The sequence below is a fragment of the Pantoea sp. BRR-3P genome, assembly GCF_039621635.1.
Lineage (GTDB): Bacteria > Pseudomonadota > Gammaproteobacteria > Enterobacterales > Enterobacteriaceae > Pantoea > Pantoea floridensis.
On record NZ_CP155066.1, the window covers coordinates 3,914,667 to 3,928,786 of the forward strand.

General features: G+C 53.4%; 12 protein-coding genes and 1 tRNA gene. 3 read left to right on the forward strand and 10 right to left on the reverse strand.

Annotated elements, in window-relative coordinates; translation table 11 throughout:
- Positions 1-161: 161 nt before the first annotated feature.
- The 9 genes from dppF to AAGR08_RS18110 form a co-directional block, all read right to left on the reverse strand.
- Complete coding sequence (gene dppF, locus AAGR08_RS18070; protein ID WP_345827533.1) at positions 162-1,172, reverse strand: dipeptide ABC transporter ATP-binding subunit DppF; 1,011 nt, start codon at positions 1,170-1,172, stop codon at positions 162-164.
- Complete coding sequence (dppD, locus tag AAGR08_RS18075; protein ID WP_097095383.1) at positions 1,162-2,148, reverse strand: dipeptide ABC transporter ATP-binding protein; 987 nt, start codon at positions 2,146-2,148, stop codon at positions 1,162-1,164. Before dppD ends, dppF begins: the two co-directional genes overlap by 11 nt.
- 12 nt (positions 2,149-2,160) lie before the next feature.
- Entirely contained in the window at positions 2,161-3,063 is a 903-nt protein-coding gene (dppC, locus tag AAGR08_RS18080) for a dipeptide ABC transporter permease DppC (RefSeq protein WP_061719333.1), read from the reverse strand.
- A 9-nt stretch (positions 3,064-3,072) separates the two neighbouring features.
- Positions 3,073-4,092: a dipeptide ABC transporter permease DppB gene (gene dppB, locus AAGR08_RS18085; RefSeq protein WP_097095384.1), complete on the reverse strand. Its 1,020-nt coding sequence runs from the start codon at positions 4,090-4,092 to the stop codon at positions 3,073-3,075.
- A 198-nt stretch (positions 4,093-4,290) separates the two neighbouring features.
- A complete protein-coding gene (gene dppA, locus AAGR08_RS18090) occupies positions 4,291-5,901 on the reverse strand; it encodes a dipeptide ABC transporter periplasmic-binding protein DppA (protein WP_007890813.1) in 1,611 nt (536 codons plus the stop codon).
- Between the two features lie 699 nt (positions 5,902-6,600).
- Positions 6,601-6,677: transfer RNA gene (locus AAGR08_RS18095), tRNA-Pro, on the reverse strand.
- A 125-nt stretch (positions 6,678-6,802) separates the two neighbouring features.
- A complete protein-coding gene (eptB, locus tag AAGR08_RS18100) occupies positions 6,803-8,494 on the reverse strand; it encodes a kdo(2)-lipid A phosphoethanolamine 7''-transferase (RefSeq protein WP_097095386.1) in 1,692 nt (563 codons plus the stop codon).
- Between the two features lie 267 nt (positions 8,495-8,761).
- Entirely contained in the window at positions 8,762-9,190 is a 429-nt protein-coding gene (locus AAGR08_RS18105; protein ID WP_097095387.1) for an organic hydroperoxide resistance protein, read from the reverse strand.
- Positions 9,191-9,285: 95 nt separating this feature from the next.
- A complete protein-coding gene (locus tag AAGR08_RS18110) occupies positions 9,286-9,750 on the reverse strand; it encodes a MarR family transcriptional regulator (protein WP_097095388.1) in 465 nt (154 codons plus the stop codon).
- Positions 9,751-9,812: 62 nt separating this feature from the next.
- Between AAGR08_RS18110 and AAGR08_RS18115 the strand changes: the two genes are divergently transcribed.
- The gene (locus AAGR08_RS18115; RefSeq protein ID WP_097095389.1) at positions 9,813-10,406 is read left to right on the forward strand and encodes an HD domain-containing protein; all 594 of its coding nucleotides are present in this window, start codon (positions 9,813-9,815) and stop codon (positions 10,404-10,406) included.
- 46 nt (positions 10,407-10,452) lie between these two features.
- On the opposite strand, the gene AAGR08_RS18120 is transcribed toward AAGR08_RS18115, so the two are convergent.
- Positions 10,453-10,749 carry an HTH-type transcriptional regulator gene (locus AAGR08_RS18120; protein WP_007893362.1) on the reverse strand — a complete coding sequence of 99 codons (297 nt, stop codon included), beginning with the start codon at positions 10,747-10,749 and terminating at the stop codon, positions 10,453-10,455.
- 480 nt (positions 10,750-11,229) lie between these two features.
- On the opposite strand from AAGR08_RS18120, the gene AAGR08_RS18125 reads away from it, so the two are divergent.
- Entirely contained in the window at positions 11,230-12,828 is a 1,599-nt protein-coding gene (locus tag AAGR08_RS18125; RefSeq protein ID WP_345827542.1) for a gamma-glutamyltransferase family protein, read from the forward strand.
- Positions 12,829-12,967: 139 nt separating this feature from the next.
- The gene (locus AAGR08_RS18130) at positions 12,968-13,681 is read left to right on the forward strand and encodes a DUF3053 domain-containing protein (RefSeq protein ID WP_097095392.1); all 714 of its coding nucleotides are present in this window, start codon (positions 12,968-12,970) and stop codon (positions 13,679-13,681) included.
- Positions 13,682-14,120 lie beyond the last annotated feature (439 nt).

Sequence of the window (14,120 nt, forward strand, 5' to 3'; positions counted from 1 at the left end):
CCCTTTATATCTTAGTCAGGACCAATTAAAGACTGATGCAATGGCGTAATGGTTTTAGAGCCGATTTAAGGATAATGATTTCTCCCGTTAATTTCCCTCATGTATTAAGGGTGAAAAAAGAAAGGCTCCCAAGGGAGCCTTTAACAATGTATGGCGGTAATTTATGGCGTAACCACCGGCTGGTTTTCATCCTGATCTACCGCGAAGCAGGCAATTTGCTGTTCGCCATATTGTTTCAGTTTTGGCTGCAGCTGGACACAAGTGCCAAAACGGCGACGGCAGCGCGCGTTAAACGCACAGCCCGGCGGCGGATTTAACGGACTAGGCAGCTCGCCCGTCAGCTTGATGCGCTCGCGACGCTCGTCGGGATTAAGACGTGGCGTCGCCGACAGCAGCGCCTGGGTGTAAGGATGACGCGGATTGCTGAAAATCGCCTCTTTACTCCCCTTCTCCACGCAGCGACCGAGATACATCACCATCACCTCATCGGCAATGTGTTCTACCACGGAAAGGTCATGCGAGATGAAGACATAGGACAGCCCTAAATCCTGCTGCAAATCCATCATCAGATTGAGCACCTGGGCGCGCACCGAGACGTCGAGTGCAGAAACCGGCTCATCGGCAATCAGGACATCGGGATCGAGCATCAGACCACGTGCGATAGCGATACGCTGACGCTGGCCACCTGAGAACATGTGCGGATAGCGATCGTAATGCTCGGTTTTCAGGCCCACCTTTGCCATCATCTCCAGCGTTTTTTCCTTGCGTTCCGCTTTGGTCAGCGAGGTGTTGATCACCAGCGGCTCTTCAAGAATCTGGCTGATCTTCTTACGCGGATTGAGCGAACCGTACGGGTTCTGGAACACAATCTGGATTTTCTGACGACGCAGCTTCTGCGCCTGCGGATCGTGCTTTAACAGATCCTGACCGTGCCAGAAGAGCTGGCCTTCGGTCGGCGTTTCAATCATGGTCAGCAGGCGGCCTAACGTCGATTTTCCGCAGCCGGATTCCCCCACCACCGCCAGCGTTTTGCCGCGCTCGAGGTTGAACGACACGCCATCCAGCGCTTTCACCAGACGTTCCTGGCCGAACAGACCTTTCTTCACCGGGTAATGTTTTTTCAGGTCAATGGCCTGCAGCAGGTATTCCTGCTGAGTGTTATCAAGACTCATAAGTTGGTCTCCCGGCATCATCCAGTGGGAAGTGACATTTGGCCTGACGGCCAGGAATGTCGCGCAGCTCCGGCTCTTCGCGGCGGCAGCGATCGGTCACGTACGGGCAGCGCGGGTTCAACAGGCAGCCCGTTGGACGATCGTATTTACCCGGCACCACGCCCGGCAGCGACGCCAGACGCGCTTTGTCGGCAGCAAACTCCGGCAGCGCGCGCAGCAGCGCTTGCGTGTAGGGATGACGCGGCGCTTTGAAGATATCCACCGCTTTACCGCTTTCCACCACCTGACCGGCATACATCACGATGATGTGCTGTGCCGCTTCGGCCACCAGCGCCAGATCGTGAGTAATCAGGATCAGCGCCATGTTCTCTTGCTTCTGCAACTCCAGCAGCAGTTCGATGATTTGCGCCTGAATGGTGACGTCGAGCGCCGTCGTCGGCTCATCGGCAATCAGCAGTTTCGGTTTGCAGGCAATCGCCATGGCGATCATCACGCGTTGGCTCATCCCGCCCGACAGCTGATGCGGATAAACATCCAGACGCGATGACGGATCGGGAATACCCACCTGGTCGAGCAAATCAATCGCGCGCTGACGACGGGTCCGTTTGCTGCCGCCCTGATGCACCTTTAACGCTTCCATAATCTGGAAACCTACGGTGTAGCACGGATTGAGGCTGGTCATTGGGTCCTGGAAGATCATCGCCACTTCAGCGCCCACCAGCTGGCGGCGCTCTTTTTCGGAGATTTTCTGCAGATCGCGCCCATTGAATTCCAGTTTTTCGGCCATCACGCGGCCGGGATAGTCAATCAGGCCCATAATCGCCAGCGAGCTGACCGATTTACCGGAACCCGACTCACCCACGATGCCCACCACCTGGCCTTGTTCGACCTGGTAGCTGATGCGGTCAACTGCACGAAACGGTGTCTTTTCGTCGCCGAAATGCACCGATAACTTATCTACATTTAATAACGCCATCTCGGTGCCTCTTTACTGCTTGAGTTTCGGGTCGAGTGCATCACGCAAACCATCGCCCATGAGGTTGAATGCCAGAACCGTTAGCAAAATGGTCACGCCAGGGAACGTCACCACCCACCAGGCACTTTGCGCATACTGCAACACGTCGGAGAGCATGGTGCCCCACTCCGGCGTTGGCGGTTGCGCCCCCATACCGAGAAAGCCCAACGCCGCCATATCGAGGATGGCGTTGGAGAAACCTAATGATGCCTGCACGATCAGCGGTGCGAGGCAGTTAGGCAGAATATTGATGAACATCTGGCGCAGCGTGCCGGCCCCCGCCACGCTTGACGCGGTGACGTAGTCGCGGTTGACTTCAACCAGCACCGCAGCACGCGTCAGACGGATATAGTGCGGCAGCGCCACGAAGGTAATCGCCAGCGAGGCGTTGACGATTGACGGACCAAAGATCGCCACTAACACCAGCGCCAACAGCAGGCTTGGCAGCGCCAGCATGATATCGACCACGCGCATAATGATGGCGTCGACCACGCCACCGAGGTAGCCGGCCATCAGGCCAAAGATCACGCCGAGAATCAGCGACAGCACCACCACCATGCAGCCGACCAGCAGCGACAGGCGTGCGCCGTACATCAGCCGCGACAGCACATCGCGGCCCACGTCATCGGTACCAAGGATATAGCTCCAGCTGCCGCCTTCCTGCCAGACCGGCGGGTGTAGCAAGGCATCGCGGAACTGTTCGGCCGGGGCATGCGGTGCCAGCACATCGGCAAAGATGGCGATTAACAGCATCAGTACGATGTAAACCAGGCCGATGACTGCGCCTTTATTACGTTTGAAGTAGTGCCAGAATTCCTGCAACGGGGTCATCGGCTTGGGTGCAGCAGTTACGCTTGCGGGATCAACAGCAGACATGATTCCCCCTTATTTCTTATGACGGATACGTGGATTGACCACGCCGTACAACAGATCAACCAGCAGGTTGACCACGATGATCAGGATGGCCACCAGCAATACGCCGCCCTGCACCACCGGATAGTCACGGCGTTGCAGCGCTTCGATCAGCCAGCGACCGAGTCCCGGCCACGAGAAGATGGTTTCGGTCAGAATCGCACCGGCCAGCAGGGTACCGACCTGCAAACCAATGACGGTGACGACCGGCAGCATGGCATTACGCAGCGCATGCACCACAATGACACGCATACGCGTCAGGCCTTTAGCACGCGCGGTGCGGATGTAGTCTTCTCCCAACACTTCCAGCATCGAGGAGCGCGTCATACGCACAATCACCGCCAGCGGGATGGTGCCGAGCACGATAGCGGGCAGAATCATGTGCATTACCGCATCTTTGAAATCACCCTCTTCTCCCCACAGCAGCGTATCAATCAGCATGAAGCCGGTGAGCGGATGAGTGTCATCAAGGAAGATGGTGTCGCTGACGCGTCCAGAGACCGGCGTGAGGTTTAACTGCACCGAAACCAGCATGATCAGCATGATGCCCCACCAAAAGATGGGCATCGAGTAACCGGTGAGGGAGATGCCGACGGCGGTGTGATCGAAGATGGAGCCGCGTTTAACCGCCGCCAGCACGCCCACCGGAATGCCGACAGCAATCGCGAACAGCATGGCGCAGATACCCAGTTCCAGCGTAGCTTTGAAGCGTGGTACGAATTCGTCCCAGACTGGGATGCGGCTTTTCAGCGAGATGCCGAGGTCGCCGTGCAGTACGCCATTGATGTAGGTGATGTACTGTTTCCACATCGGCTGATCGAGGCCAAACTGCGCCATCAGCTGGGCATGACGTTCCGGAGAGATACCGCGTTCGCCGGCCATGATCAGGACCGGATCGCCGGGGATCAAGTGGACAAACGCGAAGGTCAATAACGTGATTCCGATGAACGTTGGGATGACAAGGCCCAAACGTCGGAGTATGAATTGCAGCATAAGCCTGGTTCTCTGACATTTCCCATGGCGTTACCGCCGGGGACAACATTGCTCAACACTCGCAGCCAGCCATGGGCGGACGCGACGCAAGAAGCGCTTCAATAGTAGAATTAGCCGGAAAAAAAGTGCGGAGTGCGGGCGACGAAGAGGCCGCCCGAGGGCCAGCAGCGCTGGCCCTCACCGCGATAATCCGAAAGGTTATTCCTGGATATCGACGTTTTCGAAGTGATGTTTACCTAATGGATCAACCACATAACCCGATACTTTCTTGCTCACTGGCTCGTACACGGTTGAGTGAGCGATGATCAGCGCTGGTGCCTGGTCATGCATCACTACCTGAGCCTGTTTGTACAGTTCAATACGTTTGTTGTGATCGGCTTCAGCACGTGCTGGCTGAATCAGATCTTCAAACGGCTTGTAGCACCAACGTGAGTAGTTAGAACCGTCTTTCGCTGCTGCACAGCTGAACAGCGTGGCGAAGAAGTTATCCGGATCCCCATTATCACCGGTCCAGCCCATCATCACGGTCTGGTGTTCACCGGCTTTAGCACGCTTCAGATACTCACCCCACTCGAAGGTGACGATTTTGGCTTTCACGCCAATCTTCGCCCAGTCAGCCTGAACCATTTCCGCCATACGGCGTGCGTTCGGGTTGTATGGACGCTGAACCGGCATGGCCCACAGGTCGATTGAGAAACCATCCGGCATACCTGCTTCTTTCAGCAGCGCTTTCGCTTTCTCAGGATCATAGGCGTAATCTTTGATGTCGTCGTTGTAGCCCCACATGGTTGGCGGGATCAGGTTTTTCGCGGCCTGGCCAGCGCCCTGATAAACGGCATCAATAATGGCTTGTTTGTTTACCGCCATGGTCAGTGCCTGACGCACTTTCACGTTATCCAGCGGTTTTTTCTCGGTGTTGAACGACAGGTAACCGACGTTCAGACCTGGCTGCTCCATCAGATTGATTTTGTCGTCTTTCTTCATGCTGGCGATGTCGGCCGGGTTCGGGTACGGCATCACCTGGCACTCACCTTTCTGCAGTTTGGCATAACGCACTGACGCATCTGGCGTGATGGAGAACACTAAGCGATCAATCTTCGGCTTGGTGCCCCAGAAGTCTGGGTTAGCTTTGTAGAGAATGCGCGAATCTTTCTGGTACTGCTGCAGTACGAACGGACCGGTGCCCACTGGATTGAGGTCCAGCTTCTCTGGCGTGCCCGCTTTCAGCATGTTGTCGGCGTACTCTTTTGACAGAATTGAAGCGAAGTCCATGCCAAGGTCGGCGATGAACGGCGCTTCTGGACGGGTCAGGGTGAAGCGTACGGTGTAATCGTCAACTTTTTCGATTTTGGCGATCAGCTTAGGCATGTCCATGCCTTCGAAGTATTCGTAGCTGCCGCCAGAAACACCGTGATATTTGTTGTTTTTGTCGAGCTGACGCTCGAAGGAGAACACGACGTCATCGGCATTGAAGGTGCGGGTTGGCTTGAAGTCTTTGGTCGATTGCCACTTCACGCCCTGGCGCAGATGGAAGGTATAGGTTTTACCGTCCGCGCTAACATCCCATTTTTCTGCCAGACCTGGCTGCAGCTCGGTAGTACCGGTTTTGAACTCAACCAAGCGGTTGTAGATCGGTACAGAGCTTGCGTCGTAGGTGGTGCCCGAGGTGAAGAGCTGCGGGTTGAAACCTTCCGGCGAACCTTCAGAACAATAAACGAGGGTTTTCGCCTGGACACCAGCGGCAACGGTCATAGCAATCAGGCTGAGACCGACCTTCAGCATCCTGGATTTAGCCAGGGAGTTGATCATGTTTTGCTCCATTGTGATGTGATGTTGTGTGCGTCGCCCGACCTCTGATTTTTTTATGCGGTTCGGGCAGGTCAATTAAGAGTAAGCAAAATGTGAGCGGTTATAGTTGTTGCGCTGGCACCGTGGAATCTGTCAGGCACGTCCGTCTCTACATTTGATTGACGCATCAATTTGTCAACAGTTGCAATGAACGTCAATACAGTGTGGGGTTATTTACACAGAGTGTGAGTAAGTGCAAGCAACGATAAAAAACACCCTTCTGGCGCTAAGCCAAAATTAAAAAAGGTGATAAAGCGCTCAATACCGCGTGATTATCTGGCTATACAGCCAAATGACAGTGATTATCACCGCTAAAAAACATACAAAAGTTATTGGTAAATGTTGAATATCTGAACGATTCTTCGTGCGTTATGACGTTCAGGCAGCGGATTCTGCTAGTAAAATGGCATAAGAAATCAGCATGATGCATAAACCGGTCATAAGAAGAATGTGTCACGAATTAAGCGTGCGGCTTCGATTTGGCGTGGGGTGCAGCGTGTAAAGTGGACATAATACTGAGTATTTAGCGTTTAGCTGGCGGAAAGGGTGTATTTACGATTTTTGCTGTTTGCCCGCTGCGTTGCTCAGGAAAGGTGCAGCGATCCCGTCCAAATGACAGACGAAAAAAAACCTGCTTATAAAAGCAGGTTTCTTCAAAGATGGTCGGCGAGAGAGGATTCGAACCTCCGACCCACTGGTCCCAAACCAGTTGCGCTACCAAGCTGCGCTACTCGCCGATGGGGGCGCATATTACTGCGCTGCTAAAAAAGCGTCAATCCCTTTTACCTAAATTCCGCCCGATCGCCTGGAAAGCAAGCAGTGCCTTAAAAAGCCCTGCTGCTCAATAGCTTCCAGGTAAATATTACAGCGTTTTAGCCGGTGCGCCCGCAGGTGCCTGGCACCAGTTATTGGCAGCTTTAATTCCACCATCTGGAGAGGTATAACCGAGGCAACCTAAAATCGTATCAAACAGCTCAACATGACGATGCGTTTTACCTACGCGCTGCTGCGCCTGCAAGCGCTCGAAGTTGCTGCGGTTGGTTGGGTCTGCCAGATACTTATCGGAAGCCCAGACAATCATCGGCACGCGGAACTGCTCTGGCGGTGCCATCTCGCGCGGGGTACCGTGCAGATGCATATTCTCGCTGATCGATTCACCGTGGTCAGCGGCGTAGAACACTATCGCCTTCTTATCACGCAGCTGATCGAGCACGCTATCCAGCATGGTATCCACGTATAAAACGGAGTTGTCATAAGCATTGATCAACTGCGCTTTACTGCAGGTTTCATCAACCCCCATGCACTCTGGTTTATAGCGCGCGAAATCACGCGGGTAGCGCTGGGAATAAAGGTAGTGCGAACCTTTGGTATGCAGAATCACTACATGCTTACCTTTCGGGAAACGCTGCAGCGAGGCTTGCAGTTCAGGCACTAACAGCATGTCATCCACCGCCTTGCCCTGATTGCGCTTCTCAGAACCAATCTGCTCACGGAATGAGAAGTTGTTGGTATCTGCATTATCGTAGAACCACACTTCACTCTGCATAGCGAACAGCTCAGAGGTGAAGCCCAGCTCTTTCAGCACCGCAAAAATGTTTTGTTCTTTCAACGTGCGGCCTGGGTTGTCCATGGTGCCGCCTTCGCGCACAAACATGCAGCGCAGCGAGAGCTTGGTAGCGGTATCACATGATTCGCCGCGGAAAGCGACCAGGTTTTTCTCTTTCGACAATTTCGGTGTGGTGTCGCGATCGTAGCCCAGCATCCCCATATGGTCCCAGCGCGTGGTTTCACCAATCACAAACACCATATAAGTATCGTCAATGCCTGGCGGCGCAACGTAGGTGAACTTTTTCGCCGGATCCAGCAGCTCTTTGCCATCCCACTCTTCATCCACTTTGGTCCAGGCGAACAGTCCTAGCGCCGCGATCCAGTTTGATGGCAGATAGGAGTGCGCCACGACCCCGCCGTAACTCGGCAAATCGATGTTAGTGATCTCTTCGTTAACTTTCTGCAACTTGTCAAAATAGCGAATAGGCAGCCACACCAGCGCCACGCTCAGCAACAGAATCACCACGGGTTTAAGACGTTGACCCGGCGTTTTCAACTGTTCGATTAGCGTTTGGCTAAGGTTATTACTCCAAATTAGCAACAGCGGCAGCGCACTCACCAGCACCATCCACAGCACGAAACGCAGGCCAATCACTTCTTTAGAGAGATCGACATCGGTAGTCATCACCGAAGCAATGATGCCGTAGCCGATCACCACATTGAAGAACGCCATGTAATAGGCTGCAGCAACCGAAATCACCACAATTAGGCTGGCCAGAACGCGATAAGCCCATTTACCGCCCAGCGACAGCAAGCGCATCAGGAAGAAAGTCAGCAACACGGCCGCCATCACTTCCGCGGCAGCAGAGAGCCAGTTAGAGAGCGTCGATTGGGTTAAAAAACCGTCAAAACGGCGATAAAATATCGGCAAATTCAATAAGATGCCGAGATACAAAGCAAGCAGCAGTGACAGCTTTTGCTGCGTTAAACTTTTAATATAATTCATGAAAATATTTATTCCCGACCTGGTGTCGTTGTATCAACCGTTATGTGACTATTTAAAGGCAGTAGAGTTCGCTAAACCGCGGAAAAAGCGTGACGCAACGTGCAGGATCGGGACGATTCTGATTGGCGATAGGGCGATGACGCGAAGCGGAGCAGTAGAACATTTAACCAATGGTTAGACCAGAAAAATTTTTTCATCGGACCAATCGGCGTAATATTCAGATGTAAAAAAGGCCCCCGCAGGAGCCTTTTATTTTATCAACATCAATTAGTTAATGATGTTCAGCGTTACGTCAATGTTGCCGCGCGTAGCATTGGAATAAGGGCAAACAATGTGCGCCGCATCAACCAGTTTCTGTGCTTCGGCAGCATCCATGTCTGGCAGATGGATATTCAATTTGGCCTCAATACCGAAACCGTTCGGGATCGGGCCGATGCCCACTTCACCTTCAATCCACGCCTCTTTTGGCATGGTAATTTTATCGCGGCCGGCAACAAATTTCATCGCGCCAAGGAAACACGCCGAATAACCCGCAGCAAACAACTGCTCTGGATTAGTCACTTCGCCGCCTGCGCCACCCATCTCTTTTGGCACGCCCAGTTTTACATCCAGCACGTTATCTGAAGAAGTAGCACGACCATCACGACCACCGGTAGCTTTAGCTTTTGCAGTGTAAACAACTTTCTCTAAAGACATAATAACCTCATTAATTCGCTATATAATCGCGCACTACTTATTATGCGCAAGCCTGAACTTCATGGTGTGGGATGTCGAGACAGCGACTTCCCGAATTACTTAGCGCGAGACAAACTGTCGCGCAAATCGTCCAACTGGCCTTTCAGCAACGCCATCGCATCATCATCGCAGGCGGTCGCACACTGAATGGCTTCCGGAATACTTGCGGCTTTGGCACGTAACGCACGCCCCTCATCGGTTAGCGTTACCACCACCTGGCGTTCATCCTGACGTGAACGCTGGCGGCGCAATAAGCCGGCGCTTTCCAGACGTTTCAATAGCGGCGTCAGCGTTGCCGAATCAAGAAACAGCTGCTCGCCAATCTCCGATACCGTGACATCATCCTGATTCCACAGCACCAACATGACCAGATATTGCGGATAGGTAATCTCCAGCGTTGACAGCAGCTGACGATAGACTTTGTGCATCGCGAGATTCGCCGAGTACAGCGCAAAGCAGAGCTGCTGATCTAACTGAAGTGGCGCCTGCTTCACTTTTTTGTCATCTTGATTACTGTTCATGAGGTTCAATATAGATAGCGCGCTAGATAATTGCAAGCAATCTTTCTCTGGGAGAGTGGAATATGCGAGATTCACTGGAAGAGCAAGCGCGCCGTTATGCCACAGAAGCGCATGCTGCTGCGGGCCAGCGCCGTAAATATACGGATGAACCTTACATTGTTCATCCCGCTGCCGTCGCCGAACTGGTACGGAGCGTTACCGATGACGAACAGATGATTGCCGCCGCCTGGCTGCATGATACGGTTGAAGATACCCCCACCACTTTAGAAGACATTGAACGTCATTTCGGCGCGCGGGTGGCTGAACTGGTGGATATGCTCACTGACAGCGAGCAGCCCGCCGCAAAAAATCGTGCCGCTCGTAAGCTGGCGCATTTTCGTCATACCGCTGCGGCCTCACCCGAGGCGCAAACCATCAAACTGGCCGATATCATCGATAACACCCGCGCCATCGTGCAATACGATGCTCACTTTGCCCGCGTCTATCTGGTTGAAAAACAGATTCAGATTCAACTATTGCGCGAAGGGGATCGGCATTTGTGGCAGCAGGCGGAACAGACAATTAAGCAGGGTCTTGCTCAATTAGCACAGCCGCCGCACAGCGTGCCGGAAAGCTGGTTCGTGAAACAGGCGGCGAAGTATAGCGACGTAAATTAAAAAACCCGCCGTATAGGCGGGTTGGAGCACCAAATAAAGCCTGGTGTTACTCCAGCAGTTGACGCCCCAGATAGGGGTTTGCTTGCAGCAGCTTCATCAGTTTGCGCGCCGTAGCGGAAGGGCGCGTACGTTGCGCCTCCCAGCTTTTAACTGACGAGACGCTCACCCCCATCACGCGGGCGAATTCATCCACCTGCATGCCGGTCATCTCGCGTAAACGCTGCGGCTCGGGAACTGAAGCCTGATTGAGTGTAATTTCTGATACGGAAGGCTGAGCATCACGTGTCAAAACAATCTGCTCAAGGCTGCTGAGCAACTCGACCATTGGATCTTTAAATTCCATAGAGAACTCCTTAAAAACTCACTATGAAGCACGTGAAAGTAGAGACGTAAGCACCAAATGGTGCTGAAACCGACCCGTTTAGGTTGTATCGCGGAGTTATTATTAAACCGATGCGGGACACAGCCTGTTGTGCACTGCAAAAAGATGCCAGGGCAATGCAACAATTGTCCGGGTTTCTAAGTATGGGTCAGATCCCCGACTTTGCTGCTTGATTCCTGATTATTTTTTATTCTTTCTTATGCCATTACCCGATCGATCATCATAACCGATTGACCCACCAGCACTTGCTACCCAACCAGTGCCTAAAACTACGAGTCAGTAGCGTTAAGCAGTGCCTTGATTAAAATCTATTCAAAAAAAGTGCCAATTCGCTATCAACATGAATTATCTGACTTATTATTAAACACTTATCCCGCACATTCATGGTGCTGCACAGCGCTGCAGCGTTCCCGCACCAGCATGACGCAGAGAGAAAGGGTTATGAGCGATTTGGATTTTACCGCCAGCTATGCCTCACACCGCGTACCCATGATGGGCCGCAACGCAGTTGCTACCTCGCAGCCGCTTGCAGCACAGGCAGGTATTCGCATGCTGCAACAGGGCGGCAATGCGGTAGATGCCGCAATCGCCAGCGCAATGGCGCTCACGGTGTTAGAGCCGACGGGCAACGGCCTCGGTAGCGATGCTTTTGCCATTATCTGGGATGGCAAACAGCTGCATGGATTGAATGCTTCAGGACGTTCACCGGCGGCATGGAGCCCAGCACGTTTCGCCGGATATAACGCGATGCCGGAAATCGGTTGGGAATCCGTCACGGTGCCTGGCGCGGTATCGGCTTGGGTAACCCTGGCTGAACGCTTTGCCACCCTGCCGCTCACCACGCTGGCACAGCCGGCGATAGCGTATGCACGTGAAGGTTTCCCGGTTTCGCCGCTGATAGGTCACCTATGGCAGCGCGGCTATAACAAACTGAAAGATCAACCCGGCTTCGTCGAGTGCTTTGCGCCCGATGGCCTGCCGCCACGCGCCGGTGAGCTCTTCCGTAATCCGGCGCAAGCCACTACCTTGCAAAAAATCGCCGAAACGCGTGGCGAAGCTTTCTATCGCGGCGAACTCGCCGAAAAGATGGTGGCGTTTGCCAAACAGCACGGCGCATCCCTCACTATGTCTGACCTGGATAACCATCGCGCCGATTGGGTTGATCTGCTGTCGCGTCCGTTTGCCGGTGGATCGGTGCAGGAACTGCCCCCCAATGGCCAGGGCATCGCCACCTTGATTGCGCTGGGCATTCTCGAGCAGTGGGATATTGGCCGCTATACGCCGGATTCGGTGCCGTGGCTGCATCTCTCTATTGAGGCGATGAAACTGGCGCTGGTCGATCTGGATCGCTACGTTAGCGATTACGATCACCTTGAATTCCCTGCCGAACTGCTGTTGAGCGATCGCTATCTTCAGCAGCGTGCACAGCTTATCGATCCTGATAAAGCCGGAGATTTTACCTTTGGCGCACCGCAGCAGAGCGGCACGGTCTATGTTTCCACCGCCGATGCCAGCGGCATGATGGTTTCCTTTATACAATCCAACTTTATGGGCTTTGGCTCGGGCGTGGTGGTGCCAGGCACCGGCATCAGTCTGCAAAACCGCGGCTGTGGGTTCTCGCTCGATGCGCAACATCCGAACGTGGTGGCAGGCGGTAAACGTCCGTTCCACACCATTATTCCGGCGTTTGCTTTAGATGCTGCGGGACAGCCGCTGATGTCGTTTGGCGTGATGGGCGGTCCAATGCAGGCGCAAGGCCATCTGCAGCTGGCGCTACGTATCATGCAGCATAAACAAAACCCGCAGGCGGCGATTGATGCGCCGCGCTGGCGCGTTGAGCAAGGGCGTTCAGTGGTGGTCGAACCGGGTATCGATCGCAACGCGTTGGCAAAATTACGTGAAATGGGGCATCTGATCACGCTCGAAGATCCCCTTCTCGGCTATAACTTCGGCGGCGCGCAGGCGATTGTTCGCGATCCACAAGGCTTCTATATCGCCGCAACGGAAAGCCGCAAAGATGGACAGGCGCTGGTGTTTTAATTTGCCCGGTGCGCCCGTTGTACACACCAGACCATTGCACTATTCTTTAGGACCATTTTCGCAAAAATTTTAATCCCGAATAATTCGAGCATTGGCTTGGAATAGGATGGGAGAAAGCCATTATCACAGGAGTTGAATTATGGCGTCAGGATTATCCCGCATCTGGATGCGTACCGGCATGCTGATGGTCAGCGCATTGGTGGTGTTGCAACTCACCGCCTGTGGCGACAAAGAGGGCGATCAGCGTAAAGCTTTCAGTGATTTCCTTCAAAATACCGTGATGCGTAGCGGCGAGCATCTGCCCAGCCTGAGTGAAAACCAGAAGCAGACCTTCGGTAACTACGCCAGCGATTACGCCATCCTGTATGGCTTCTCACAGCAGGCGAACCAGGCAATTGATCAAGGTATGCGTCCCGTTGTCGATGAATTGGCCGCGATTCGTGTACCGCAGGATTATTTAACCCGCCGCGACAGCCTGCGCCAGGCGAGCAGTAATTTGAGTGTGCTGACACAGCAGATTCAGAGCGCCAAAATGCAGGCCGACAGCAGCAAAGCCACGCTTAAGCAGCCGGACGATCTGAAAAAAGTTTACGATGCCGCCTTCGCTAAAGTCGTCACACAGCCGGCCAGCACGCTGATTCCGCTACTGCCGCAGCTGCAGGCATTAAGCCAGGCGGCAGTGCAAACCGGGGATTATCTGCAATCGCAAGGCGCACGCGTTACCTTTAATGACGGCGGCGTGCAATTCCCAACGCAGGATCAGGCGACGCAATACAACACGCTAATGAGCAATCTTTCCAGTAACGCGCAGGCGCTCACGCAAGCGCAAAACGCGGTGCAAGGCGGTTTGTAAAACGTTGAGTCATTTGTGAGGGGTCGCCATAAATGGCGTAATACCCGTCAGTTAAGAGATGAAAACCCTAATTACCGAGCGCCCACATTGTAGCGGCGCAATTCATTGCGCGATAAATCGCGCCGCTACGGAATGTGCGGTAATTAGATACAGCGCTTAACTGATCGGCATTACGCCATAAAGGGCGTCCCTACAAACCGCCCTTTCTCGTCTCCTGATGGGTTCACCTCTTTTCAGATTTTCGTCACTTCCTTACAGCGCGCTTTTCTGCTGCACGATAGTGTGATCTGACGCATTTTCGACCACAAATTGTTTGTGACAAAGATCACATTTACACAACAAACCAACGCCAATAAAAGGTGATTCAAGTCACATTCATCACCTTGTTTTGCTTAAAAATCCGTCATCGTTGCTTTCTTACAGCTCTTTTTTGTGATCG